The 24,780-nt window shown below is 57.4% G+C and carries 21 protein-coding genes and 1 pseudogene; 13 read left to right on the top strand and 9 right to left on the bottom strand.

Annotated features, from left to right (window positions below):
- The first annotated feature begins 89 nt into the window (after positions 1-89).
- From I2G20_RS08025 to I2G20_RS07985, 9 genes are all read left to right on the top strand, one after another.
- Positions 90-572, top strand: a complete 483-nt coding sequence (locus tag I2G20_RS08025; protein WP_196259170.1) for an MSMEG_0572/Sll0783 family nitrogen starvation response protein — start codon at positions 90-92, stop codon at positions 570-572.
- A gap of 70 nt (positions 573-642) precedes the next feature.
- Entirely contained in the window at positions 643-1,644 is a 1,002-nt protein-coding gene (locus I2G20_RS08020; protein WP_196259169.1) for a Nit6803 family nitrilase, read from the top strand.
- Complete coding sequence (locus tag I2G20_RS08015; protein WP_196259168.1) at positions 1,637-2,737, top strand: MSMEG_0568 family radical SAM protein; 1,101 nt, start codon at positions 1,637-1,639, stop codon at positions 2,735-2,737. The genes I2G20_RS08020 and I2G20_RS08015 overlap by 8 nt, the downstream gene beginning before the upstream one ends.
- Before the next feature lie 2 nt (positions 2,738-2,739).
- The gene (locus tag I2G20_RS08010) at positions 2,740-3,279 is read left to right on the top strand and encodes an MSMEG_0567/Sll0786 family nitrogen starvation N-acetyltransferase (RefSeq protein WP_196259167.1); all 540 of its coding nucleotides are present in this window, start codon (positions 2,740-2,742) and stop codon (positions 3,277-3,279) included.
- Complete coding sequence (locus tag I2G20_RS08005) at positions 3,276-4,256, top strand: sll0787 family AIR synthase-like protein (protein ID WP_196259166.1); 981 nt, start codon at positions 3,276-3,278, stop codon at positions 4,254-4,256. The genes I2G20_RS08010 and I2G20_RS08005 overlap by 4 nt, the downstream gene beginning before the upstream one ends.
- Entirely contained in the window at positions 4,249-4,536 is a 288-nt protein-coding gene (locus tag I2G20_RS08000; protein ID WP_196259165.1) for an MSMEG_0570 family nitrogen starvation response protein, read from the top strand. Before I2G20_RS08005 ends, I2G20_RS08000 begins: the two co-directional genes overlap by 8 nt.
- Positions 4,537-4,547: 11 nt before the next feature.
- The gene (locus I2G20_RS07995) at positions 4,548-5,828 is read left to right on the top strand and encodes an MSMEG_0569 family flavin-dependent oxidoreductase (protein WP_196259164.1); all 1,281 of its coding nucleotides are present in this window, start codon (positions 4,548-4,550) and stop codon (positions 5,826-5,828) included.
- A complete protein-coding gene (locus I2G20_RS07990) occupies positions 5,825-6,667 on the top strand; it encodes a Pnap_2097 family protein (protein ID WP_207747572.1) in 843 nt (280 codons plus the stop codon). Before I2G20_RS07995 ends, I2G20_RS07990 begins: the two co-directional genes overlap by 4 nt.
- Positions 6,668-6,790: 123 nt before the next feature.
- Positions 6,791-7,345, top strand: coding sequence for a carboxymuconolactone decarboxylase family protein (locus I2G20_RS07985; RefSeq protein ID WP_196259163.1), 555 nt, complete (start codon positions 6,791-6,793; stop codon positions 7,343-7,345).
- Between the two features lie 24 nt (positions 7,346-7,369).
- Here the strand turns inward: I2G20_RS07985 and I2G20_RS07980 are convergent, their stop codons facing one another.
- The 7 genes and pseudogenes from I2G20_RS07980 to pcaF all read right to left on the bottom strand — a co-directional run bounded on the left by I2G20_RS07980 (position 7,370) and on the right by pcaF (position 16,542).
- Positions 7,370-9,067 carry a glycoside hydrolase family 3 protein gene (locus I2G20_RS07980; RefSeq protein ID WP_196259162.1) on the bottom strand — a complete coding sequence of 566 codons (1,698 nt, stop codon included), beginning with the start codon at positions 9,065-9,067 and terminating at the stop codon, positions 7,370-7,372.
- A 57-nt stretch (positions 9,068-9,124) separates the two neighbouring features.
- Complete coding sequence (locus I2G20_RS07975; RefSeq protein ID WP_196259161.1) at positions 9,125-10,201, bottom strand: ABC transporter ATP-binding protein; 1,077 nt, start codon at positions 10,199-10,201, stop codon at positions 9,125-9,127.
- A gap of 5 nt (positions 10,202-10,206) precedes the next feature.
- Positions 10,207-11,088: a carbohydrate ABC transporter permease gene (locus tag I2G20_RS07970; protein ID WP_196259343.1), complete on the bottom strand. Its 882-nt coding sequence runs from the start codon at positions 11,086-11,088 to the stop codon at positions 10,207-10,209.
- A 52-nt stretch (positions 11,089-11,140) separates the two neighbouring features.
- A complete protein-coding gene (locus tag I2G20_RS07965) occupies positions 11,141-12,034 on the bottom strand; it encodes a carbohydrate ABC transporter permease (RefSeq protein ID WP_196259160.1) in 894 nt (297 codons plus the stop codon).
- 69 nt (positions 12,035-12,103) lie between these two features.
- The gene (locus tag I2G20_RS07960) at positions 12,104-13,333 is read right to left on the bottom strand and encodes an ABC transporter substrate-binding protein (protein ID WP_196259159.1); all 1,230 of its coding nucleotides are present in this window, start codon (positions 13,331-13,333) and stop codon (positions 12,104-12,106) included.
- A 248-nt stretch (positions 13,334-13,581) separates the two neighbouring features.
- A pseudogene (locus I2G20_RS07955) lies at positions 13,582-14,527 on the bottom strand (IS630 family transposase).
- 809 nt (positions 14,528-15,336) lie between these two features.
- Entirely contained in the window at positions 15,337-16,542 is a 1,206-nt protein-coding gene (gene pcaF / locus I2G20_RS07950; RefSeq protein WP_196259158.1) for a 3-oxoadipyl-CoA thiolase, read from the bottom strand.
- Positions 16,543-16,909: 367 nt separating this feature from the next.
- Between pcaF and I2G20_RS07945 the strand changes: the two genes are divergently transcribed.
- Positions 16,910-18,967, top strand: coding sequence for a 3-hydroxyacyl-CoA dehydrogenase NAD-binding domain-containing protein (locus I2G20_RS07945; RefSeq protein ID WP_196259157.1), 2,058 nt, complete (start codon positions 16,910-16,912; stop codon positions 18,965-18,967).
- A gap of 13 nt (positions 18,968-18,980) precedes the next feature.
- On the opposite strand, the gene gcvA is transcribed toward I2G20_RS07945, so the two are convergent.
- Complete coding sequence (gene gcvA, locus I2G20_RS07940; RefSeq protein ID WP_196259156.1) at positions 18,981-19,904, bottom strand: transcriptional regulator GcvA; 924 nt, start codon at positions 19,902-19,904, stop codon at positions 18,981-18,983.
- Positions 19,905-20,123: 219 nt separating this feature from the next.
- Between gcvA and I2G20_RS07935 the strand changes: the two genes are divergently transcribed.
- Positions 20,124-22,214 (top strand): acetate--CoA ligase family protein, encoded by a 2,091-nt coding sequence (locus I2G20_RS07935; protein WP_196259155.1) that lies wholly within the window; start codon positions 20,124-20,126, stop codon positions 22,212-22,214.
- Between the two features lie 4 nt (positions 22,215-22,218).
- Here I2G20_RS07935 and I2G20_RS17475 read toward each other — a convergent pair whose 3' ends face one another.
- Complete coding sequence (locus I2G20_RS17475) at positions 22,219-22,662, bottom strand: hotdog domain-containing protein (RefSeq protein ID WP_196259154.1); 444 nt, start codon at positions 22,660-22,662, stop codon at positions 22,219-22,221.
- A 133-nt stretch (positions 22,663-22,795) separates the two neighbouring features.
- On the opposite strand from I2G20_RS17475, the gene I2G20_RS07925 reads away from it, so the two are divergent.
- Both I2G20_RS07925 and I2G20_RS07920 read left to right on the top strand, forming a co-directional pair.
- Complete coding sequence (locus I2G20_RS07925) at positions 22,796-23,245, top strand: tripartite tricarboxylate transporter TctB family protein (protein WP_196259153.1); 450 nt, start codon at positions 22,796-22,798, stop codon at positions 23,243-23,245.
- Positions 23,245-24,759: a tripartite tricarboxylate transporter permease gene (locus tag I2G20_RS07920; RefSeq protein WP_196259152.1), complete on the top strand. Its 1,515-nt coding sequence runs from the start codon at positions 23,245-23,247 to the stop codon at positions 24,757-24,759. Before I2G20_RS07925 ends, I2G20_RS07920 begins: the two co-directional genes overlap by 1 nt.
- The last annotated feature ends 21 nt before the right edge of the window (positions 24,760-24,780 follow it).

The raw sequence follows: 24,780 nt of genomic DNA, 5'->3' as shown, positions 1-24,780 counted from the left end.
GAATTATTGTATGCATATTAAACTGACAATTGACCCATACATTTTTCCAGGCATACGCTCTCCCATATTCACTAACCCGGAGAAAGAAAATGCCTGCAGTTACCCAGCCAGCGCACAAGGACGGCGACTATTTTGTAGATTATGAGCAGAAGGTTTTTGAGGACGTAAAGGCGGATGAGGGCGAAAAGGCACTCGTGACGTTCCATACGGTTGCATTTGAAGGCTCAATCGGTTTGGTCAATATTCTCAACGCTATCCGGCTCAACCGGAAGGGCTATGAGACGTCGATCCTGCTCTATGGGCCAGGTGTTACGCTGGGAATTCAACGGGGCTTCCCGACATTGGGCGATGAGGCTTTCCCGGGGCATCAGAACTTTGCCGTCAACCTCAAGAAGTTTATGAATGAAGGCGGTAAGGTCTATGCGTGCCGGTTTGCACTGCAGGCATTGTATGGACATGGCGAGCCTTCGCTGTTGCCCGGCATTACCCCAATCGCGCCCCAGGATGTGCTCGACTGCATCCTGATCCACAAAAAGGCAAACGCCGTCATTCTCGACACCTGGACCGTTTGACCCTCGCCATATGCAGGGTCGTTCGCGGCCCTGCAGATTTTCTTGAACAGCCACCAAACAGGCAGATTTTATGCGCAGCGATGTGATACGAGCCGCAGCCGTTCAGATTGCCCCGGACCTGACCGGTAGGGCCGGGACCGTGGAGCGGGTTCTCAATGCCATTGCGGAGGCGGCCGGGAAGGGTGCGCAGTTCATCGTCTTTCCCGAGACCTTTGTACCCTACTATCCATATTTTTCTTTTGTTCTACCGCCTGTGCAGCAAGGTGCCGCGCATCTCCAGCTTTATAGGGAAGCGGTGACGGTACCTTCGCTCGAAACACAGGCGATCGCAGATGCCGCCCGCAAGAGCGGGGCTGTCATCGTTCTTGGCGTCAACGAACGCGATCATGGTTCGCTATACAACACGCAGCTAATCATTGACGCCGACGGGATGCTGGCGCTGAAGCGGCGCAAGATCACCCCAACCTATCACGAGCGGATGATCTGGGGGCAGGGCGACGGCGCCGGCCTCAAGGTTGTGGAGACCAAGGTTGGCCGTGTCGGGGCTCTGGCGTGTTGGGAGCATTATAATCCTCTGGCCCGTTACGCGCTCATGACACAGCACGAAGAAATTCATGCTGCGCAGTTTCCTGGAAGTCTTGTCGGGCCGATTTTTGCCGAACAGATTGAAGTGACAATGCGTCATCACGCACTTGAGTCCGGGTGCTTCGTTGTCAATGCCACCGGCTGGCTGACCGTCGAGCAGATCGCATCCATCCATCCTGATCCTGCAATGCAAAAGGCGGTGAGCGATGGCTGCATGACCTGCATCATTTCTCCCGAAGGGCGGCACCTCGCCGAACCGCTGACCCAGGGAGAGGGAATACTGATTGCAGACATGGACATGAAGCTCGTTACCAAACGCAAGCGCATGATGGACAGCGTCGGCCATTATGCCCGCCCTGACTTGCTTCACCTTGTTCACGATACCCGGCCCGCTCTGCCACGCCAGACGGTCGAGGATCGTGGCGATCAGCCGGAGAAGTATGAGCTTGCCTCCGGAATTACCGAAGAGGAGTGTGAAAATGTCTAGCTCCGAACTCATCAATGAGCTTCAAACGCGGGGCATGCGCTTGGTGGACCCGCGTGCGGGCCATGAAAGCCGCCGTGGCGGCGCGGGCCCATCGGACCACAAGGCGGTGACGATTGGCGCGACTACGGTAATGGTCCCGGTCCATACCGCGCCCGCGTTTGAAAGCCCCTTTCTGGTTGAGGCGCCTGCCGAAGACGGCCTGTCGCGCGTGACTCGCGAAGGCGTTGAGGTGGCGCGGGTGCGCTTTCCCGGCCGTCCGCGCTTCTACGACCTCAAAACCGCGGAAGGAATCCCCTATAGCCACATCGCAACGTTGCACTCGCGCAATGTGCTGGCCACGACCGTGCTCCAGACCTGCATTCGCTATGAAAGCCGTAAGAAAACCTGTCAGTTCTGCGCCATAGGTCAAAGTCTGGCGGCAGGCCGCACCATCGCTCACAAGACACCTGAGCAATTGGCCGAGGTTGCCAAGGCTGCCGTCGAACTCGACGGGATCGAGCATATGGTCATGACAACCGGCACCCCTGCCAGCCTGGATCGAGGGGCCGCTGTTCTGGCCGAGAGTGCCCGCGCGATCAAGGCAGCGGTCAATATTCCAATCCAAGGACAATGCGAACCACCAGCAGATGACGTCTGGCATGAACGCATGGCAGATGCAGGGATCGACGCTCTGGGCATGCATCTTGAAGCGGTAACACCCGAGGTTCGCGCCCGCATCATGCCAGGCAAGGCATCGGTCCCACTCGAGAAGTATTTTTCTTCGTTCGAGGCGGCAGTGAAGGTTTTCGGGCGGGGACAGGTTTCCACCTATATCCTCGCCGGGCTGGGCGACAGCGCCGAAGCCATCCTTGAGACGTCGCAAAAGCTTTGCAGCATGGGCGTTTATCCATTCGTGGTGCCTTTCGTGCCCATTTCCGGCACGCCGCTTGAGAGCCACCCGGCTCCGAAGGCGGAGTTCATGGCATCTATTTTGCGGCCTTTGGGTGAGATGATCGTCGAGGCTGGCATGAAGTCTTCCGACATCAAGGCTGGTTGCGGGCGATGCGGTGCGTGTTCGGCGCTTTCTACCTACGAAAAACTCAAGGTGGTTTAGCCATGTCCGGGGTCGTGCAGTTTCGTTCGCCGGGCTATTTCATCCGCGCGGCATCCAGGCCATGGCAAGCGCGCGGAGCCGCCGAACTGCGCCGGCGCGTATTTGTCGATGAACAGGCTATTTTTGCGAGTGATGATCGCGACGACATCGACCTGATCGCAACCCATCTGGTTGCCCTTTCCACCCTGGGGCATGAGCCCGATCGCGTGGTGGGCACGGTGCGCATACATGAGGAGCAGCCGGGCCTATGGTGGGGATCAAGGCTGGCCGTGGACGCCGATTATCGTAAGGTTGGGCGGCTGGGGGCAGAACTCATTCGCCTTGCCGTCAGTACCGCCAACGCACGTGGTTGCCATACTTTCCTCGCCCATGTGCAGATGCAGAACGTCCCATTGTTCCGCCGTCTCCACTGGCAGGGCCTGCACGAAGTGGATTATCACGGCGTCCCGCATCTGTGCATGTCGGCCGATCTGGCGAAATACGCACCGATAACTGACCCAGATACCGGTTGGTACTTCATGGCAAGGCGGAGCGCAGCATGAGCATTGCTGACGTTCAACAACTGGCGGCGAGCCTGCGGCAGCATCCGTCAATCCGCTCAAAGCTGGCCATTGGTGCCGCGACGGGCATGCTCGATATAGGGGCAAAGAGTGCCGGGCGGCCGGGCGACGATGCTGCGGTTCTGCCGCGCGGCGACGGCACATTCGATCTTCTGGCCGGAGAGGGGTTCATCCCGGCTTTCGTCAATGACGATCCGTGGTTTGCTGGCTGGTGCGGCCTCATGGTCAATATTTCCGACATAGCGGCAATGGGCGGGCGAGCCGTGGGCGTGCTCGATCAGGTGTGGGCCCCGGATTCCGCTACCGCACGTCCTTTGCTGGAGGGGTTGCGTGACGCTGGCGCAGCCTACGATGTGCCGATCCTTGGCGGTCACACGAATTTTGCAGCGGGCAGCCTTGGCCTGGCGGTGTCGATACTGGGGCGCGCCAGGGCGATCATTTCCAGTTTCGCGGCCCGGCCTGGCGATGTGCTCGTTGCGGCCATCGACCTCAATGGTGACTACAGGAACTACGACAATTTTTTCGCAGCCGGATCGCAAAGTCCCCGGCAGCTTAGAGATAAGCTCGAAATTCTGCCCTTTCTTTCGGAAACGCAATTGGTCTGCGCCGGAAAAGATATCAGTCAGGGTGGTATTGTCGGCACCGCTCTGATGATGGCCGAATGCTCGGGAGTGGGCATAGATATCGATGTTGACCGGTTGATACGGCCCCGCGCGGTGCCGGTAGAGCGCTGGCTCCGGACTTTCCCGAGCTTCGGCTTCCTGCTCGCGGTCCCACCGGACAGCGTTGAGACAGTCTGCGGTCGTTTTCTTGCACATGATGTCTGGGCCGGGCCGATTGGCCAAATTGTGCGCGGATCAAAAATCCGGCTCCGCGCGGGCGAGGAAACGGCATTGTTTTGGGACCATGCGGAGACCCCCTACCTGAACCTGCGCGCGAGTGAGGTGGATTATGCCTGAGATGTACTGGTATGTGCGCTGGCCCGATAACAGCGAAGAGCGCTGCTATTCCCCCTCCAGCGTCATAACCGATTGGTTCACCCCGGGTCAGAGCTATCCGCTGCCCGAGTTTCTTGAACGGGCCAGATCTTCGTTGAACATGGCGTCCGAGCGGGTTGAGCGCAAATACGGCTTTGCCTGCAGTTCAGCCCTGGACCAGTTGCAGCGGATCGAGCTTCGCGGAACCCAATTTGCACAACAGGCGGGCGCCGAAGTCACCTGCCTGTCGATTTCCAGATGAAGGAACTGATCATGAATGACACCGCACATCCGCATATTCCCGTGGTGATCGTTGGCGGAGGGCAGGCCGGACTTTCTGTGGCCTATAATCTGGGCAAGAAGAATATCGAAAGCGTGGTGTTTGAACGCCATGAAAAATTTCATTCCTGGCGCGTCAATCGTTGGGACAGCTTTTGCCTGGTTACGCCAAACTGGCAATGCCGTCTGCCCGGCTTCCACTACGACAAGCAATTTGGTGGCACCGATCCGCATGGGTTCATGCTCCGGAATGAAATCGTCGATTATCTGGATGCCTTTGCGTCGACCTTTTCTCCCAACATCGTCGAAAATGTTGAAGTGACCCGCGTTTCGCCGCGCACCCTCGGCGGATATGTCGTTGAAACTTCTGCTGGCGTATGGACCTGCGATCAGGTGGTTGTGGCCACTGGCGGATATGACAATCCGATCGAGCCGGCATATGCCAAACGGCTCGACCCTTCGATCATGCAGATGCACTCGGTGTCCTATCGGAACCCGGACCAGCTGCCCAACGGTGCCACATTGATCGTGGGAACCGGGCAGTCTGGGGTACAGATCATGGAAGATTTCGTGCGCGCGGGGCGCAAGGTGCATCTTGCCGTGGGCCCGGCACCGCGTAGCCCGCGCAAGTATCGCGGCCGGGACGCAACCGATTGGTTGTACGATGCTGGCCACTACGCCGTTACGATTGCTGAACACCCCGACCCTGTCAAAGCGCTGACCCAGACCAACCACTATATGTCGGGCCGGGACGGGGGCAAGGAAATCGACCTGCGCCGCTGGCACCTTGAAAACGGCGTGTCGCTTTATGGTTCGCTGTCCGATATGGACGGCAGCCGGATCGAATTCCTGCCTGACCTCAAGAAGAACCTCGATGATGCCGATGCCAGCTATGTTCGCATTTGCGAGCAGATCGACGCCTATATCGAGCGCCAGGGCATTGATGCGCCATCGACCCAACCCTTCGAGAAGGTATGGGAGCCGGAAAGCGAAGTGACCGAAATCGATGCTGCCGAACTCGGCATCACTTCGGTCATTTGGGCGATCGGTTTCAGGGCCAACTATAGCTGGCTCGAAGTGGACGTGTTCGACGAAAAGGGGCGTCCGGTGTTCGATCGCGGCGTTACCGCAGCTCCGGGGTTATATTTCATCGGCCTGGGATGGCTGAATACCTGGGGCTCCGGCCGTTTCCTCGGCATTGAAGAAGACAGTGTCTATCTGGCCGAAATAATCGAACGCAACGCGAATACTGACGCTGTGGCAGCCGCCGAATGAGCGCAGTCATGGCATTGGCGGATCGTGCTCTCGCTCCTGTCGAACAGGTCCGTACCATTCGTCTTGGCATGGCACAGCTCGCGCCTGAGGGGCTTTCCGAGCAATGGCTCTTACGCGAATGCGGTGACATTCATTGGTCGCTGATTGCCGAAGCCGCGGGCCTGGATCGGGCCGTGTTTACCGACAGCGAGGGCCGTCCCGCCTATGCGGCATTCTGCGCGACCTCCCTTGAAGTTTCGCGCTCTACGATACGTCTGCAAGGTGCCGAAGTTATTATAAAGTCCGGTATATTCAGGCTAAGTCGCGGACGAACGGGTTCTATCCACGCCGTTTGCCACCAAGGCCAGGAACTGGCACGGCTCTCGATGATCTCAACCTTTGTCAGTCACGACGAATCCGGCCTCAATCGCCGGATTGTGCGCAACCGGACTGTCAGTGAAGCCGAATTGCCAAGTGCTCCCGCGACCTTGCTTGCACTGAACAATGCCGCGCGGGAAGTATCGAAATCCAGTCAGGAGCTTCTCGCGGCTTCGGACAAAGGGTATCGCGAGAGGCCCTGTCCAAGTCTGGATTTCAATGCGGTCGGTCTGCTGTATTTCCCTGTCTTTTCCCGATTGGCGGAACGTGCACAGTGGGAGACGAACAGAAGCCTTGCTCCGCTCGCACGCAGGGATGTTGTATATCTGGGCAATCTGGACCAGGGTGATAGCATTGAGGTTTTGAAGACCCGCCTGGGCATGGGAATATTTCGCGACGACGGGCTGTTGATCGCCTGCGTAAGAACATCCCGGCATGTGCGTCCAGTGCTTTCGGAAACGCAGCCGAACACTTGCGCATAACCTGTAGTTTGTCCTGCTAATGAATAAGGAACTTGCGGATCAACCAGAAGCCGGACGATTAAGACCGTAAAGCAATGCTTGGGATAGGGCTACGATCCCTTTTCCAGCTGTATGAGGTGCAAGATGAGGCTGGCTCCCCCCGATTTCGATAACCTTTCTCCCGACCAGCAGCGGGTCTATGACATGATCATGGCCGGGCCGCGCGGCCGGGTGCGCGGTCCGCTCGCGCTCTGGCTTCATCGCCCTGAACTGGCTGAGGCAGCGCAAACGCTCGGTAGCTACTGCCGCTACAATTCCTCGCTTCCCAAGCGCTTGTCCGAACTGGCGATCATGACGCTCCTGGCCGAATGGAAGGTCGAGTTGCCCTGGTGGGCTCATCAACAGTCCGCTGCGGAGGCTGGTCTTTCGCCCGAACTTCTCGATGCGCTCAGCAGCGGCCGTGTACCCGAACTTGACAATCAGCAGGACCGGCTTGTGTACGAGGTCACCAAGAGCCTTGCGAAAGAGCATCGCGTTCCTGAAGCGCTCTATCGCGAAGCTCTTGAGACCTTGGGCAAGGACGCGATGGTCGATCTGGTTGGCGTTGTCGGCTATTACAGCCTTATCGCGATGACTGCGGATCTGTTCGACCTGTCGCCATCGGACGGCCGGGAGCGCGTATTTCCACCCAAGTCCTGAGTGACAGGCTCATCGGCCAAGGGATCAATTCTCTGCTTCGGGCAGCCCGCAGAAGGCATCGACCGGGCTCCGGCCGGAGAACGCAATTTTGCCCATTAGCGCATCGACGACCGCTTGCTGCATGGGCAGGATCGCGGAGTAGGCGTTTACGAACGTCTTGCACTCGGGCATGTGATAGAGCAGGAACGGCGTGCCGAGCGACACATAAATGGTGGGCAGCCAGTGCCAGAGACGGTTCATGGATGCGGGAAAGCGGCCGTGGAACTCGCTCCAGCGGGGCCCGAGATGCTCCTTGGCCGACATGCCCTCTTCGGCCTGCACATACATTGCGATGTCGTACGCCGTAGCGTCGATCGGCTCGTCAGGCTGATAACAATGAACCTCGAAACCGGCTTCGCGCAATAGCCGGTCGATCTCAAGAGGCTGAAGCGGCCCGGATGGGCTGAAGCGCTCCTGCGGTTGCGCGAGGAGAATCCGCCGATGCTTATCAGGGCGCAAAGGCAGCAGGTGCTGAGTATCTTTCACCAGCGTGACGGCCGCTTCCGATGCTTCGCGTGCCCATTGGCGATGTTCTTTAGATGCAAGCCTCTGCGGTTTGTTCGACTTGTCTGGTATTGCGCCACGCGAGAGGTGAAGGCCCATCGAAGCCTTGAGCGCGAGCACTCGCAGCACGGCCTGGTCTAAACGCTCCTTGGTCAAGAGCCCCGTTTCCAAGCCGCGTCGCAAGTGACCGATATCTTCCAGAGTATCCTTGGGGAAAAGCAGGATGTCGCATCCGTTCTCGATGCACATCGGAACAATTGTTTCACGCGGCCCGCACGCTCCAAACCCATTCATAAGTGTCGCATCGGAAACGACGACGCCATTGAATCCAAGCTCCTGCCGCAGAAGGCGGATGCTAAGGTCGGCATTGAGCGATGCAGGCATATGCTGCGGACTGTCAGCGTCATCGCCCAAAGAAGCCCCATAGGCTGGCAAGGTGATATGTCCGGCCATAATGATTTGTACACCATCGGCAATGGCGTCAGCGTAGATTTTGCCGAAGCTTGTACGCCATTCGTCCAGTGGCAGAGAATTGCGCGATGTTACGAAATGCTGGTCGCGATCGTCCACGCCATCACCAGGCCAATGCTTGAGACATGTCGCGAAGCCGTTCTCGCGTGCACCCCGGTGGTACTCCATTACAAAGGCGCTCACCGCAGCTGGGTCGGCCCCGAAAGCGCGCGTGTTCACAACGCTCGATCGAAAGTTGGCGGCCAAGTCGCCTATCGGCGACCAACTGAGGTTGAAGCCAAGATAGCCTGCTTCGCGAGCGGCCATTGCACCCATGCGTGTCGCGTGAACGCGGTCGCCTGTTGCCCCGATCGCCATTTGATTTGGGAAAAAGGTGCCAGAGCCCACACTGCTCTTCTCGGAGAACTCAATGTCGCACGTCATAAGCAGCGGAGTTGCGGCTTTCAACTGCGCATAGGCTGCGCTATCACGCAATTCGGCTTCGGCGCGGCGCGGGAGGCGGTGAAGGCCTCCCACGCCCAATGCCAGTTGTTGGTCAAGCGCCTCAGCGGAAAGATCCCTGCAAATGGGGATGATGAGCTGGCCGAGCTTCTGGTCGAGATTCAATGCATCGAAAGTCGATCGGACCCATGCCAGATCGGCGTCGTCGAGATTGAACGGTGCTGCACTGAGCGATCGATCACCGAAAGCGATATTCAACCTACCCATTTCAAAACCCAGGCATGCCTCGCAGAGAGGAGGGGACTGGCGGCGGAACCGGACATTCTAGATGCGCCGCTCGGTTTGGGCGTCGAACATGGACGCGAGTGAAAGGTCAAAACCGACCCTTACAGTATCACCCTTGACAATTCGGGTCTGCCCGTCGAGTCGGAAGCGGAACGGTTCCCCAGCAAGCTTGGCCCAGACCAGAGTTTCTGAACCCATTGGCTCCACCATATCCACAACGACATCAAACTGAGTCTTGCATTTGCCAAGCGCGTCTCCGCTCACAACATGTTCAGGACGAACCCCGAACCAGACCTGTCCCGAACGCTGTTCGGAAGACCATTGATAATCTTGCTGGGGAAAGGATAGTTCCTTGAGCTTGATTTCGCCCTGACCCAATACAGCCTCGAAGAAATTCATCGATGGTGATCCGATAAAAGAAGCGACGTACTTGTTTACCGGGAGGTTGTAAATTTCGGAGGGGCTGGCGAGTTGCATGATCTCTCCGCCGCGCATGATCGCGATACGATCAGCGAGCGTCATTGCCTCTACCTGGTCGTGCGTAACGTAGATCATTGTGTTGCCCAGATTCTGATGCAGGCGCTTGATCTCGACGCGCAACTCTGCGCGCAGCTTTGCGTCCAAGTTCGAAAGGGGCTCATCAAACAGGAATACGTCGACGTCGCGGACTAGAGCGCGCCCGATGGCGACGCGCTGTCGCTGTCCGCCGGACAATGCTGAAGGTCTGCGCTTGAGCAGCGGTTCGATCTGCAGGATTCCGGCGGCACGTGCGACACGCTCGGCAATCTCATTGCGTGGTACCTTTGCATTCTTGAGTCCAAAAGTAAGGTTTTTTTCAACCGTCATTTGTGGGTAAAGCGCATAGGATTGGAACACCATGCCAATGCCGCGCCGAGAAGGTTCTTCCCAGGTAACATTCCTGCCATTGATATGAATTTGGCCATCGGTTGGCTCAAGTAGCCCGGCGATACAGTTGAGGAGTGTCGACTTGCCACAGCCCGACGATCCAAGCAGAACGAGAAACTCTCCCTTGGGAACGTCCAGGTCGAGCTTCTTGAGCACCTCGACCGGACCGTAGTTCAGGGTCAGTTGATTTATGAGGATGCTGGGTTCCATCTGTTTCATCCTTTGACGGCGCCGGCGGCAATGCCGCGGACAAAGAGTTTGCCTGAAGCGAAATAAATTGCGAGCGGAACAAGGCCGGTTAGCACGGTGGCCGCCATGTTGACGTTGTATTCCTTGACGCCCTGAACCGAGTTCACGATGTTGTTCAGCTGGACGGTCATCGGATAGTTCTCCGGGCGTGTGAAGATCACGCCGAACAGGAAGTCATTCCAGATGCCCGTAACCTGAAGTATGATGGCAACAACGAATATGGGCAGCGACATGGGCAGCATGATATTGAAATAGATGCTCCAGAATCCGGCCCCATCGACACGGGCAGCCTTGAACAATTCCTCGGGTAGTGAACTGAAATAGTTCCTGAACAGAAGGGTAAGGATCGGCATACCGAACACGGTGTGCACGAGAACGAGACCGCCAAGCGACCCGTAAAGGCCCATTTCCCTGAGCAGGATGACCATCGGATAGATCATGACTTGGTAGGGGATGAATGCCCCGATGATCAGGATAGTGAAGAAGATGTCGGCGCCTTTAAAGCGCCAGTTGGCCAAGGCGTAGCCGTTCACCGACGCTACGGCGATCGAAACGATGACCGAGGGGATGGTAATCTTTACAGAGTTGAAGAATCCTCGCGAAAGCCCATCGCAACTCAGTCCTGTGCATGTGTGGGCCCAAGCCTGAATCCAAGGCTCGAAAGTCAGTTCCACCGGCGGGGCAAAGATATTCCCCATGCGGATTTCCGGCATTCCCTTGAGAGACGTTACCACCATCACGTAGAGCGGCAGCAGATAGTAGAGTGCCAGGATTGTAAGGGTGCCGTAGATGATTACGTTGCGAGGCGAAAGTCGGCGTACCGGCTTCATGCCGCGCGGACCGATCATTACTCTGGCATCCGAACCGTTCGAAGCGATTTCAGCGTTAGAGACTTGAAGCTTATGCACGTTTTTTCCCCCCGAATTCCAGGAATGCCCAAGGAATGATGACCAGGGCCACGGCGGCAAGCATCATGGTTGAGGCAGCGAATCCTTGTGCCAGGTTTTGAGACTGGAACATGTAATCGAACACGTATTTGGCCGGGACTTCCGATGATAGCCCAGGTCCGCCGCCGGTCTGGGCGATGACGAGGTCGTACAGCTTGATTATGCCGGACGTGATCAAAACAAGGGTCGTCACGAAAACCGGCTTCATCATCGGGATTACGACAAACAGATACGTTTTCCACTGGGGGATGCCCTCAACGCGCGTCGCCTTCCAGATGTCCTCATCAATGCCGCGCAGACCGGCCAGCATCAGGCACATAACGAGCCCGGTCCCGTGCCATAGCGCCGCGGCGATGACGCCGAAGAGCACGAAATCGGAACTGGAAAGGGGATCAAATACGAAGTCAGGGAAACCAAGCCCCCTGACGAAATGTTGAACTCCAAGGTCCGGGTTGAGTAGCCATTGCCACACAAGTCCAGTCACAATGAAACTCAGGGCGTAAGGATAGAGCAGTATCGCCCTGTAAGTGTTCTCGAAGCGGATCTTCTGGTCCAAAAGCGCGGCCAGAACGAAGCCGATGACCAGAGAAAGTACCAGCATTGAAGAACCATAAATCATGAGGTTCTCAATGGAGATGAGCCAGCGTCGGGTCGACCACAGTCGTTCGTACTGTGCAAGGCCTACCCAGTTGGTCTGCGGAAGCAGTCTGGAGTTCGTGAACGAATACAGAATGGTCCACAGAGAAAATCCTAAATAGACAATGAGCGCTGTGAGGATCATGGGAACCGAGGCAAACTTGGCCGAAAGGTTTCGCAATATCCCAATGCGCCGCGCAGCCTGTGCCATGGCGTCATCTCCTTGGAAATCGGATAATCTGTACGCGAGGGGTGTCATCCTCGCGTACTTGGACGTCGACTAGTCTGCCGTGCGAACAATAGCAGCGAACTCTTCCTGAGCCTGTTCGACCGGGAAGCTGGTGTCGTTGAAGAATTCCACCATCAGATCTGTAATCTGGGCGATGGTGTCAGGAGACAACAGGCTGTTGGCGCTGCTGACGATCTGCCCGCTGTTAAGGATCCCCATTCCCGCCTGCATGCAAGGCGTCACGTTGTGAAGTTCGACATCGCGCCGGACCGGCAACGATCCTTTGGCAAGATTGAATTCGACTTGGGTGACCGGCTGAAGAATAATGGAGGCGAGCGCCTCTTGAGCTTCCTGTATGGAGGGGTCGTTGACCTTGGGGAAGAAGAATGCATCGCCAGCCGCTGTGAGGTATTGGTGCTCACCCATGCCAGCCAAGCACACAATGTCGGTGCCGATAGTAAGCCCTGCGTGAACGAATTCACCCTGCACCCAATCGCCCATGATCTGGCCCGCAGCTTTGCCGTCGATCAACATCTGTGCGGCAAGGTTCCATTCCTGGACGTTCGAGCCTACGATCATGTGGCGAGCATCATCGGCGGCCGCAAAGACAATTGCCACTTCAGGGCCGCCAGCAAATTCGGCATCCTTGTCGCCATAGACGCGATTGAAGACATCGGGGCCTCCTACCGAAATCATCAGCGCATTGAAGATCAGTTGCATCTGCCATGGCTGGCGACCAGTCGCCAGCGGAACAATGCCGTGCTCACGAAGGGTTGGCGCGGCCGCAACAAACTCCGTCCAACTGGTGGGTACTTTGACTCCTGCGGTCGCAAAAGCCTCTGTGCTCAGCCAGAGCCATTGCTGTGAATGTGTATTGGATGGAACGCAGTAGATACGGTCTTCAAATGTACAATCATCAAGCAGCGTTGATGGAAATATGAGGTCGCGCCATCCTTCACGTTCAGCCAAGTCGGTGAAATCCCGCATGAACCCAGCTTCGATAAGTTCGCCCATGGCGCGCCCATGAGTGAACTGCGTCGCGCCCATCGGGTCACCGCCTGTAATGCGGCTGGTGATCAGTGGGCGCGCGACCCCACCCGCGCCAGCAATAGCTCCATCGACCCAGTTGTGTCCGGTGGCGTTAAACTTGTCTGCCAAAACCCGTACCGCAGCGGCTTCGCTGCCAGATGTCCACCAATGGGTTACTTCAAGGTCTGTGGCCCAAACAGGCAACGCAAGTGAAAATGTAGTGAAAAATGCCGCGCACGTTGTTCTAAGCATAATAAAACCCCTCCAATGTAGTGACAGTGTTGATAACTACTGCGGGAAAAACTCGAGCTGTATGAACTGCATCAATGAGTGCAAGCTTTTTTCGTCCGCATAAAGTCGAATAGACGAAAGTTGAGCAATGCAGAAATTCCCAATTGTTGGGCTGGGCGAACAAAATCTCGGTCAGACGGGAGGTCTGTCCGCAGGCCATGAACACGGTTCATGCTTGAATAAGCCGAAGTGTCTAGAGCGGAATCCGATCAGTCTGCATCATGTCCTGCAGCAGCGAAGTAGTTTGCGCATTCTTTGGGCGTGAAGGTTTCGACCAGTTTGCCAATCCTATTCCAAAGCGCATCAACGGTTCGTTCTGCCGCTTTACGGAGCATCGCCTTGAGTTTGGAGAAGGCGTTTTCGATCGGATTGAAGTTGGGGCTGTAGGGCGGCAGGGATTTCAGCGTTGCGCCGGCAGCTTCGATCAGGTCACGGGTGCGCGTTCTTTTATGGCTGGACAGGTTGTCCATGATCACGATGTCCCCGGGCCGCAACTCGGGCACCAGAACCTGCTCAACATAGGTTTCGAATGCGAGGCGGTTGATCGGCCCGTTGAGAACGAACGATGCGATCATGCCCCGCTGCGTCAGTGCACTTACGAAGGTATGCGTGCGTCAGTGGCCATGAGGTGCACCGACCTGCTGTCGTTCGCCTCGAGGTGCCCGGCCATGGGTGCGAGCCATGTTGGTCTTCGCTCACGTCTCATCGATGAACACCAACCTGGTCGGGTCAAGATCAAGCTGTCCCTCGAACCACTCCTGCCGCTGTTTCAGGATGTCTGGCCGGTCCTGCTCGGATGTGTGGAGCGTCGTTTTTTTCGAGTGATGGCGTGACGGATAAAGAAGCGCTGAATCGTGCCGAATCCGAAGCGGTGACCACGCGCGCTCAGCGCTTGCCGCAACTCCTTGATCGTAATGTCGGGCGTCTCCTCCAGCAGCGGTAGGATCAAAACCTTACAGGCGTCGATGCGTCCGGATCGAAGATCACCGCCCAGCGCCTTGGGACGAGGCGCTCCCTGATCGCGCTCACGCGTCCTCCAGCGGCTGACACTCGCAGCGCTGACATTAAAGCGTTCAACTGCCTGGCGATGGCTGAGCCCGCTGGCCCGGCGGCGAAAACACTTCTGCGAAGGTCGAGCGAGAGAGCTTTAGACATGTCCACCAGCCTCCTCATCCGGCAGACATGCTGAATCAGAAACGATCTGATTTGAGAACCCGTGTCAATTGAATCAGCTCGGGTTCCGCTCTAGGGCGGAACGGCTATCGCCATGATGGGTTTTGCGCCACGCTGCATTTCGGCGACTGTTCAGTCCTGCATCGGTTGGCACCTGTCCTCGACACACTGGTGGGCATGCTCTGCGGCTAACTCGTGTTTGTGGCGTCAATTCTGAACGGCGACATTTTGAAGACTCTCGCCCAAACCTGATGATCCGTGTTCTGCGTCATAGAGGTTATCGGAAAAGCATACCTACGCCGCCAGAAGCCGAGAAAACAATCGGAGCCTGTAGCGTATTTCTGGTAGGTGTGAGGATTGGCGGCAGCGGTCCTCCGCTACCACATCGTACTCTATGGCGCGATAACGTACTCAGGAAACACATTTTTCTGCGAAATCGCAGTAATATCGCGATGGGCCTGTTGGTAGCGGTTGGCGGAGATGAGAACTTGCAATGTTGCGAACAAAGGCAGTGAAACGTCCGGACGGCTAGCTATTGGTCAAGATCCGTTTTACCTGTCTAGGTCGTTCACTTGTTGCCGGTGTGCGGACGCACTTCTTGGTGGAATGATGCATAAGACGGTTCAAAAGGTCATATATTGTATTGGCTACCATGGGTCATGCTGAGATTCCGCAGTCCGCAAGAATGCCGTCGGTCTCACCACTCGGAAAGGCGTGGCAAAGACCGCAGCGCTCGATATTATCTGCCGGACCGTGCGGACCGTGGCGCGGGGGATTTGGCGCTCTGAAGGTCAGACCGCTTCCAGCGCCGCCGCGATGCCCTGGCCGACGCCGATGCACATGGTGACCAGTGCGCGTCTCTTGCCCGTCAGGCTCATCTCAAGCGCTGCCGTGCCGGCAATGCGGGCGCCCGACATGCCGAGCGGATGGCCGAGCGCGATGGCGCCGCCATTGGGATTGACGTGATCGGCGTCTTCGGCGATCCCGAGCCCGCGCAGCACCGCAATGCCCTGACTTGCAAAGGCTTCGTTGAGTTCGACGAGATCGAAATCGCTTGGCTTGATGCCGAGCCGTGCTGCGAGTTTTTCCGATGCCGGCAACGGGCCGATCCCCATGACGCGCGGCTGCACACCGGCGGTTGCGCCACCGGTTATGCGGGCGAGCGGGGTAAGGCCGTATTTCTTGACCGCGGCTTCGGATGCAATGATGAGCGCGGCCGCACCATCATTGACGCCCGAAGCGTTGCCAGCCGTCACTGTGCCGCCTTCTTTCTTGAAGGGTGTACCGAGCTTGGCGAGGGTTTCGATCGTCGTTGTGCGCGGATGTTCGTCCTTGTCGACGACAATCGGATCGCCCTTGCGCTGGGGGATGGTGACAGGTGTGATTTCCCTTGCAAGACGGCCATTGGCTTGGGCTGCGGCAGCCTTGTTCTGGCTCCTCAACGCGAACTGGTCCTGATCCTCGCGGTTGACCTTGTAGTCTTCAGCAACATTCTCGCCCGTCTCGGGCATGGAATCGACGCCGTAGAGCTTCTTCATCACCGGGTTGACGAAACGCCAGCCAATGGTCGTGTCGTAGATTTCCGCATTGCGCGAAAATGCGGTATCGGCCTTGGGCATGACAAAGGGTGCGCGGCTCATGGATTCCGTGCCGCCCGCGATCATGAGATCAGCTTCACCCGCCTTGATGGCGCGCGCTGCTGTGAGCACGGCATCCAGACCCGAACCGCACAGCCGGTTGATCGTCGTGCCGGTGACGGCGACGGGAAGCCCGGCCAGCAGCAGGCTCATGCGCGCGACATTGCGATTGTCTTCGCCGGCCTGATTGGCATTGCCGAAAATGACATCATCGACCGCATCGAAATCGACCGATGCGTTGCGCTCGACAAGCGCCTTCAAGACGGTTGCGCCCAGATCGTCGGGCCGAACCGAGGACAGCGCGCCGCCAAAGCGTCCGATGGGTGTGCGGATATAATCGCAGATGAATGCTTGGGGCATTTGCTGGTTCCCGAAATTCGATTGAGTTCAGTTATGGTCCAAATTGTCGATCAGCATTGGTTGATCGTCTTAATCGCACTATTTCCAGACTACTGAACCGAGAAATCGTTTTGCAGGCATAACGTTGTGCATGGTAGAGCGAATTTTGATGAAGTGCGTGGCAGAAACAGCCGGCACGCCGGTGGTCAACGCCCAGCGGTAGATCGCTATCATTACAATAAGTAAGGTCTGGCCAAGGAAGCTGCAGTTGTCTTACCCAATTATCATTTCCAGACTGCTTCAATAGCGGACGTGGATCGGCTTCGGCCAGGTGTCTGACCATTGGTCCGCTATTTTCTGTTGGGCAGAATGAGCGGGTAATTCGGCAATGGGTGGAACTGTTCACATCGATCGAGACGGCTCGGTCGCGCTTCTGATTTTGGATAATCCGCCCGTAAACGCCATTTCAAGCGATGTGCGTTCGGATCTTTTTGCTGCCCTTGGCGAAATCGAGGGGAACAAGGAGATCGAAGCGGTCGTCCTGATCGGGGCCGGAAAGACGTTCGTAGCCGGATCAGACATCAGCGAATTTGACCTTCCGCTCGCATATCCTCAATTGCCGGCGATCCTTTCCAAAATAGAGTCGTCGCGATTACCTTTTGTCGCCGCACTACAGGGCGCGGCTTTTGGCGGTGGTTATGAATTGGCCCTCGCCTGCGACGCGCGGATAGCCTTGTCAGGAGCCTTGGTGGGCCTGCCGGAAACGACGCTCGGGGTCATCCCGGGGGCAGGTGGAACCCAGAAACTTCCCAGGATTGTAGGCGCGTCCAAGGCGATCGAGCTTATTTGCACGGGCAAGAGGCTGCCGGTTGAGCAGGCGCTGGCCTTGGGAATGGTCGACAAGGTTGTCGAAAGCGATCTCAGGGTCGCTGCAAGGCAGTTGGCCGTAGCGTTGGTCGGGACAAAGCGGCGGGTGATTGACCGATCGGTCCCGGATAAAGCTGTGGAAAGCGTAGAGGCTGCTGCACGCAAGGCGCTTGGGTCGGGCCGACACCGACCACATATCGCAGCGGCGATAGACTGCATCAGACTTGCAGGGCATGTTTCCGCACAGGAAGGACTCAATCGTGAGCGCGCAGTTTTCGAGCGGTTGCGCACAGGAGATGAGGCACGGGCACTACGGCACATATTTTTCGCAGAACGGGATGCGGGCCGGGGCCGGGAGGGCAGGCAGGCCAAGGCAAGGCCGTTCTCCAGTTTTGGGGTCGTGGGTGCGGGAACGATGGGAGCTGGTATCGCTGCAAATATTCTGCAAGCGGGCTACAGTGTGACGCTTATCGACTCCGACGAGGGTGCAATTGCGCGTGCGCGCACCTTGATCGGCACCGTCCTTGATCGGGCACAGTCGGCTGGACGGCTGTCTTCGGGGGCAGCCGATGCTGCCAAGAGTAATCTGGCAACTGGATATGATCTTTCCAAGCTCGATACTTGCGACGTCCTCATCGAGGCCATCATCGAAGATCTCGGCGCCAAGACCGCGCTGTTTCGCGAACTTGACGTCGTTGCAAACAAGCAGGCACTGCTCGCTACCAACACGTCTTATCTGGATATCGATGCTATCGCGGATGCGACGAGCCGCCCCGAGAATGTCGTTGGGTTGCACTTTTTTGCTCCCGCCTATGCAATGAAGCTGCTCGAAGTCGTTGGCGGCAAATTCAGCTCCGACGAGGCAATGGCGACTGGACTTGCCGTCGCCAAGCGCCTTGGCAAACAGGCCGTCGAGGCCGGAAACGGCTTCGGGTTTATCGGCAACCGCATCTATTCCGCCTACAGGGCAAGCTGTGAAATCATGCTCGAAGATGGGGCTTTGCCTCACGAAGTCGATGCCGCCCTTGAGGCATTTGGATTTGCAATGGGGCCGTTCGCAGTCGCCGATCTTTCCGGGCTCGACATTGCATGGCGGATGCGCCAGCAGAATGGAGGCGCGCAGGCAGCTTCTGGAAGGTATGTGCATATTCCCGATCGACTGTGCGAAGCCGGGCGTTTGGGGCGGAAGACGGGGTTGGGATACTACCGCTATGGCGATGGCGGACAGCCGGAAAGAGATCCGGAAGTCGAAAACCTGATAATGAAGGCCTCGATGGAAAAGGGGGTCGAGCGCAAGCAGATTGATCCGGAAACGATCCAGTTGCGGGCGTTGGCAGCTATCGTCAACGAAGCCGGACTCGTGCTTGAAGAGGGCATTGCGCTGCGTCCTGGGGATATCGACGTGGTTCTCGTCAACGGTTACGGATTCCCCCGCTGGACCGGAGGGCCGCTACACTGGGCGAGCCGACAGGACGCGGTGCGATTTTCTCATGCCTGCGCGAGTTTCGTTGCCGACGCCGGCCCAAACAAGCGTCTGGCCGATTTGCGCAAGTTCGGAATCGGCAATCCCGACAATTGAGAGCAAACCTGTTTCAGGCGGACCGTGTCTCTATGGCTTGGGCGGCGGCAATAGTTGACGCCGCCTCGGCAAGCAACCACTGGTGAAAAATCTGCACGCTTCCGCGAAGCGGCCTGTTGGATGGCCAGATGAAGTGGTAGCCCTCATCAAGCCGTACGCGCGCCTTGAAAGGCTCCACCAACTGTCCGTTATTGAGCGCCGGCTGAACAAGCGCCTGGATCGCCATCGCCACCCCGATACCCTCGGCTGCCGCCTCGTAGCAAAGAGCCGAGTTTTCCAGTTTCATGTTGCGTGGGCAATGAAGGTCCGAATTGCCGGAGCCGGCGAGCCAACGCCCCCAATCATCGCGCCTGGCCAGACTGTGAATCAGCGTGTGGTTTGGAAGGTCTTCGGGAACGTTCAGGTTCCCGTTTCCCAAGAGGTTCGGAGAACAGACAGACGTCAGCACGATTGGGATCAGCAATTCGCTTTGGCAATCGGTATATTTCCCGTCCCCCGACCTGATCGCGCAGTGCAACTGGCCTGAGGAAAAATCCACAGGTTGCAGGGAGGCCGAAATGCGCACCTCTATGTCGGGATGGGCTGCATGGAATTTGGAAAGGCGGGGAATCAGCCATCGCTGAGCGAAGGTTGTATAGGCCTGAATAGCCACCACATCGCGTCGCCCGCGCATGCTTATAGAATCAATTCCTTCGTAAATTTCTTCAAACGCCGACGTCAGATGAGCAACCAGTCGCTTGCCTTCCTCGGTGAGAGCAAGTGACCGGTGTCCGCGCACGAACAGCTGGGTTTCAAGATAGTCTTCGAGAGTCTTCACCTGCTTGCTGACCGCAACCTGTGTGACGTTGAGCTCCTGGGCAGCCAACGTGAAGCTGAGATAACGTGCGGCGACTTCAAAAGCGCGCAGTGCGTTAAGCGGTGCGTTTCGTTTGAGCATTTAGATACTCCTCCCGAAGGCGAGCATATTTGCATAACCCAAGGTTGGTCAATCAAATCAAAACCGGGCCGCTTCGAGCCTAACCAGATGTTTGGATGTCCGCTCCCTATTCTCAGTTGTCCAACAAGCAAGCAACACCCAAAGTCCGGCCAAATGAGAATAGACGTTCGCGGACTTTTTTGGCCGCGTGGCGCTTTGAAGTGGAATGAGGAGATCGTGATGACTCTGGGCATCATCAACCAATTTGCAGCTCTTGATGCTCTTTTCAGTCCACAAAGCGTGGCGGTAGTGGGTGCCTCGGCGGATCCGGGAAAGACCGGAGGGCGTCCGGTCAATTATTTGCTCAAACACGGCTATACGGGCCGGATTTACCCGATCAATCCCAAGGCCGATGAAATTGCGAGCCTGAAGTGTTTTGGTTCGATTGGCGATCTTCCAGAAGCGCCAGACGCGGCTATTGTACTGCTCGGCGTGGAGCGCGCTCATCAGGCTGTCCGTGAACTGGCTGCGCGCGGGACCAAGCTAGCGGTCGTCCTCGCGTCAGGGTACGGAGAAGCAGGTGCGGAAGGTGCCGCCCGTCAAGTGGAGTTGCTTGAAGCAGCCGGGTCCATGCGCGTTCTGGGACCGAATACGATAGGTGCGATGGACCTTCACAAGGGTATCGTTCTCTCAGCGAGCGGCGCGCTGGAAATGGAAAATCTTCCCGTGGGTGGGATTTCGGTCGCATCCCAGAGCGGGGGCATTCTGGGGGCGTTGCTTTCGAGGGGAACCGCGCAAGGTATTGGCTTTTCAAAACTTGCGTCGACAGGCAATGAACTGAATGTAGAGATTGCCGATCTCATTGATTATTACGTCAACGACAAGGACACCCGCGTCATTGCAGCCTATGTCGAAGGCATCAGATCGATCGATAAATTCCGAGCTGCCGCCGGGCGTGCACAGGCCGTAGGCAAGCCACTGGTCGTCTATAAGGTTGGAAGGTCGGAGTCCGGCGCGCGCGCGGCCGTGTCACATACCGGCGCACTGGCGGGTGAGGACCGGGTATATGACGCACTCTTCCGTCAGACCGGTATCATCAGGGCAGAAACATTTGGCGACCTTCTGAATCTACCCAACATGCTGGCTACCGAACGCGTGATGAAGGGCAAGCGCGTTGCCGTTCTGACCTCAACTGGTGGAGCTGGCAGCCTTGTGGCCGACAATTGCGGGCTCGGCGGACTGGACGTACCGCTACTGGACGCCCAGACGGCCGAACGCCTGCAATCCATTCTCGCAGTCGGTGAGCCATCAATGGCCAACCCGGTTGATGTAACGCTTGCAGGTGTCCGACCCGAGGTGATGACTGCGGCAACCGAGGCATTGTTGACGTCGCAGTCCATCGATGGCGTTGTCGTGGTCGTCGGATCATCAGCACTGGCGCAACCCGATGTTGCGGTCGGTGCGATCAAGAATGGCGCGGCCAAAAGCGATAAGCCTTTGATTGCCTACGTCAGCCCCAGCGCGCCCGACATTCTTCGTGATCTCAATCTCATAGGCATCCCAAGCTATACCGATCCTGAAACCTGTGCATCGGCGCTTATCGCTGCACTGCCCCGGGCCATTCGCGCCGGTGCCCCACAGATTGCCAATGGCGGCATTGATAAAAGTATCCTTCCTTCAGGGACGCTCAACGAAGCAAACTCGCGCGAACTTTTCGAGCGCTTTGGCCTCGCAGGCGCAGAGCAGCGCATTGTGCAAAGTGCCGAGGAGGCCGTCGCTGCAGCACGAGAACTGGGAGGGAAAGTGGTTCTCAAGGTGCTCTCCAACGAGATCGCGCATAAATCCGACGTGGGCGGTGTGCGGGTTTCGCTCGACGAAGCCAACATCGGCGATGCGCTGGAGCAGATGGCGCAAAGTCTCGCGGCCCAGAACCTTCCGGCCCCCGAGGGCTACCTGGTGCAAAAGATGCTCAAGGGCGGGATCGAAATGATCCTGGGATTGCGCTACGATCCGCAACTTGGGCCATTTGTCTTGTTGGGGGCAGGTGGTGTTCTGGCTGAACTGACCAACGACGTCGCGATCAGGCTCCTTCCACTCTCCGAACAGGACGCCCAGGAAATGGTGGATGAACTGCGCGTCTCCAGCCTCCTTGGCGGCTATCGCGGCAGCAGCGCCTATGACGTGTCCGCGCTCGTCAAAGCCGTTCTCAGCATTGCCAACATGGGACAGGCACTAGGTGATAAACTGGTCGAGGCCGAGATAAACCCACTGTTCGTCATGCCCGAACGGGAAGGCGTTGCGGCGGCTGACGGACTGGTGGTTCTCGCCTAAGCTTTTAGGTTGAGCGTATCAGGCGCCAGACGCCTTGCGCCGAGACGATCGGTTCACTGTCGCAAATTAGTGTGCCTTCAACAAACGCCAACCTGCCGGTCATCCTGACGATTTTTGGAGCTATTGTCGCAAACTGGCCAATAGGCATGGGGATCATGAATTGTACGGTGAGGCTGATCGTTACAACCCGGTCAACCGCACTGGTTTCCCGTGCCATTTGGCCAAAAGCACGGTCGACGAACGCCGACAACATGCCTCCGTGAACGACACCCCCACGATTGGCGTGCATATCGGTTGATGGAAATCCGAACTCTGTGGTGTTGTCTTTGCGGCGATACCAGAGGCCCCCGACAAGTGCCATAAAACCGTCGCCGGGTTCGAAGTGCCAGCCCTGTGTGATCAGCTCTTCTTGCATGTTGGAAGTATGGCTGGGCGGCCGTTCTGCCACAAGCGATCCAGCGACCCGCCATTCCTCACTTTTGGTTATGCGTCCATGCAATCTGGCAAGTTGAATGCTTCATCTATACCCCCGACTATCCAGAACGCGCCGTCGGTGCGGAGGAAACTGGGAGGGTATAGAAGTGGTAGATCGCGACTTTCGCGACATCCTTGGAGGAGGTCTACTTGCCGCGCTGGGATTGGCTGCGGCTGCCTATGCCTTCATGCACTACAACATGGGGACCATAACCCGCATGGGTCCGGGCATGATTCCGGCTGCGTTGGGCGTGTTGATGGCTCTATTCGGAGTCACCATTTCGATTTCCGGGTTCTTTCGTTCAGGACGGTTTCCCGAGGTTCGGACACTGACGCCGATCTTCATTCTTGGCAGCATCGCCGCATTTGCGGTGCTGGTCCGTCCTTTCGGACTTATTCCTGCGGTCTTTGTCGCAACCATTGTCGCAACTTTTGCTGAGTTGAATTTCCGCCCACTACTGTGCGTCATTCTTGGCCTGGCTCTTTCCCTTATGGCCTATGTCATCTTTATCGTCGGCCTCAGACTGACCATTCCGCCGTTCGCGTGGCCCTTCTGATGGAAATCTTTGCCAACCTCGCGCTCGGACTGGAAACGGCGCTGTCGCCGACCAACCTGGTTTTCTGCTTTGCCGGCGTTTTTCTCGGGACGCTGGTGGGCGTCATTCCGGGAATCGGGCCGCTTGCCGCCATCTCGATGCTCTTTCCGATCACCTTCCATCTCAATCCTACGGCGGCCCTGATCATGCTGGCCGGCATCTGGTATGGAACCAGCTACGGCGGGAGTACCGCCTCGATACTGCTCAATATTCCCGGCACCACGTCCAGTGCGATCACGTGTCTGGATGGGTATCCATTGGCGCGGCAAGGAAAGGCCGGCGTTGCCTTGCTGATGACGACCGTGGCGTCCTTTATCGGCGGGTCTATTGGGATTGTCCTCCTGACGCTCTTTTCGCCCGTGATCGCCGCCTACGCACTTACTTTCGGGTCGGCCGAGTACTTTTCGCTGATGCTGCTGGGGCTCGTCGCCGCTTCGAGCATTTCGGGCGCCTCAGCGCTCAAAGGCCTGGCCATGGTCATCCTCGGCATGTTGATCGCGACCATCGGTATGGACAGTCAGAGTGGAACGGCGCGCTACACATTCGGCTCTCTCGATCTGCTAGATGGGTTGAGCATAAGTGCACTGGCCATGGGGTTATTTGGGGTGGGCGAGATCATCGCCTCGGTGCGTCGGATCACGGTCAAAGACATCGACCGCAAGGGCATCACCTTTCGATCGATGCTGCCGAACCGGGAAGAACTGAAGCGGTCCTGGTTGCCCATGCTCCGTGGATCATCGATCGGCGCGTTTTTCGGGGCCCTCCCTGGCACCGGCCCCTCGGTTGCTGCCTTCATGTCCTATGCCGTTGAGAAACGCGTCTCCCGCGAGCCGCAACGGTTCGGGCAAGGCGCAATCGAGGGCGTCGTGGCTCCCGAGTCAGCCAACAACGCCGCCGATCAGACGGCGTTCATTCCAACCATGGCGCTTGGCATTCCTGGAAGCGCAACCATGGCGTTGATGCTTGGTGCCCTCATGATCCACGGCATTAGCCCCGGGCCAAATCTCATTACAGATCAGCCGGCCTTGTTTTGGGGACTCGTGATGAGTTTCTGGATTGGCAATGTTTTGCTCGTCATCCTCAATCTGCCGCTGATTGGGCTGTGGGTTCGTCTGCTGCTGGTGCCATATCACCTCATGTACCCAGCAATCCTGATCTTCGTCTGCATAGGGGCATATAGCGTAAGATATGTGGTTTTTGACATCTTTGCCGTCATGATCTTTGGCGCACTGGGGTATGCAATGCGCATCTTCGGCTGGCCCGCTGCGCCCCTTCTTCTTGGCTTTGTTCTCGGCCCCCTCGTTGAGCAGCACTTCCGCCGCGCAATGGTGCTGGCGCGAGGTGACTTCACGGCCATTCTTGAGCGTCCGATCAGCGGCACTGTGCTCGCGATAACGGCACTGCTTCTCGTCTGGAGCATCTGGTCCGGACTGAGACAACGCAATGGGGCACTGGCGTCTGCAAAACAGTCCTGACGAACGCGAACGAACTGCGCG

Origin of the sequence: Pelagibacterium limicola, assembly GCF_015694405.1 — a bacterium.
In the GTDB taxonomy this organism is placed as follows: Bacteria; Pseudomonadota; Alphaproteobacteria; order Rhizobiales; family Devosiaceae; genus Pelagibacterium; species Pelagibacterium limicola.
Note: the sequence above shows the minus strand (reverse complement) of the source record. Positions and strands in the feature narration are given on the sequence as shown.

Coding starts and splice junctions, on each gene's coding strand:
- I2G20_RS07985 (WP_196259163.1), top strand. CDS start 6,791: ATGAGGCTGGCTCCCCCCGATTTCGATAACCTTTCTCCCGACCAGCAG.
- I2G20_RS08000 (WP_196259165.1), top strand. CDS start 4,249: ATGCCTGAGATGTACTGGTATGTGCGCTGGCCCGATAACAGCGAAGAG.
- pcaF (WP_196259158.1), bottom strand. CDS start 16,542: ATGCCCCAAGCATTCATCTGCGATTATATCCGCACACCCATCGGACGC.
- I2G20_RS08005 (WP_196259166.1), top strand. CDS start 3,276: ATGAGCATTGCTGACGTTCAACAACTGGCGGCGAGCCTGCGGCAGCAT.
- I2G20_RS07995 (WP_196259164.1), top strand. CDS start 4,548: ATGAATGACACCGCACATCCGCATATTCCCGTGGTGATCGTTGGCGGA.
- gcvA (WP_196259156.1), bottom strand. CDS start 19,904: ATGCTCAAACGAAACGCACCGCTTAACGCACTGCGCGCTTTTGAAGTC.
- I2G20_RS07980 (WP_196259162.1), bottom strand. CDS start 9,067: ATGGGTAGGTTGAATATCGCTTTCGGTGATCGATCGCTCAGTGCAGCA.
- I2G20_RS07960 (WP_196259159.1), bottom strand. CDS start 13,333: ATGCTTAGAACAACGTGCGCGGCATTTTTCACTACATTTTCACTTGCG.
- I2G20_RS07945 (WP_196259157.1), top strand. CDS start 16,910: ATGGGTGGAACTGTTCACATCGATCGAGACGGCTCGGTCGCGCTTCTG.
- I2G20_RS08020 (WP_196259169.1), top strand. CDS start 643: ATGCGCAGCGATGTGATACGAGCCGCAGCCGTTCAGATTGCCCCGGAC.
- I2G20_RS07990 (WP_207747572.1), top strand. CDS start 5,825: ATGAGCGCAGTCATGGCATTGGCGGATCGTGCTCTCGCTCCTGTCGAA.
- I2G20_RS07920 (WP_196259152.1), top strand. CDS start 23,245: ATGGAAATCTTTGCCAACCTCGCGCTCGGACTGGAAACGGCGCTGTCG.
- I2G20_RS07970 (WP_196259343.1), bottom strand. CDS start 11,088: ATGATCGGTCCGCGCGGCATGAAGCCGGTACGCCGACTTTCGCCTCGC.
- I2G20_RS08010 (WP_196259167.1), top strand. CDS start 2,740: ATGTCCGGGGTCGTGCAGTTTCGTTCGCCGGGCTATTTCATCCGCGCG.
- I2G20_RS07975 (WP_196259161.1), bottom strand. CDS start 10,201: ATGGAACCCAGCATCCTCATAAATCAACTGACCCTGAACTACGGTCCG.
- I2G20_RS07965 (WP_196259160.1), bottom strand. CDS start 12,034: ATGGCACAGGCTGCGCGGCGCATTGGGATATTGCGAAACCTTTCGGCC.
- I2G20_RS08025 (WP_196259170.1), top strand. CDS start 90: ATGCCTGCAGTTACCCAGCCAGCGCACAAGGACGGCGACTATTTTGTA.
- I2G20_RS07935 (WP_196259155.1), top strand. CDS start 20,124: ATGACTCTGGGCATCATCAACCAATTTGCAGCTCTTGATGCTCTTTTC.
- I2G20_RS08015 (WP_196259168.1), top strand. CDS start 1,637: ATGTCTAGCTCCGAACTCATCAATGAGCTTCAAACGCGGGGCATGCGC.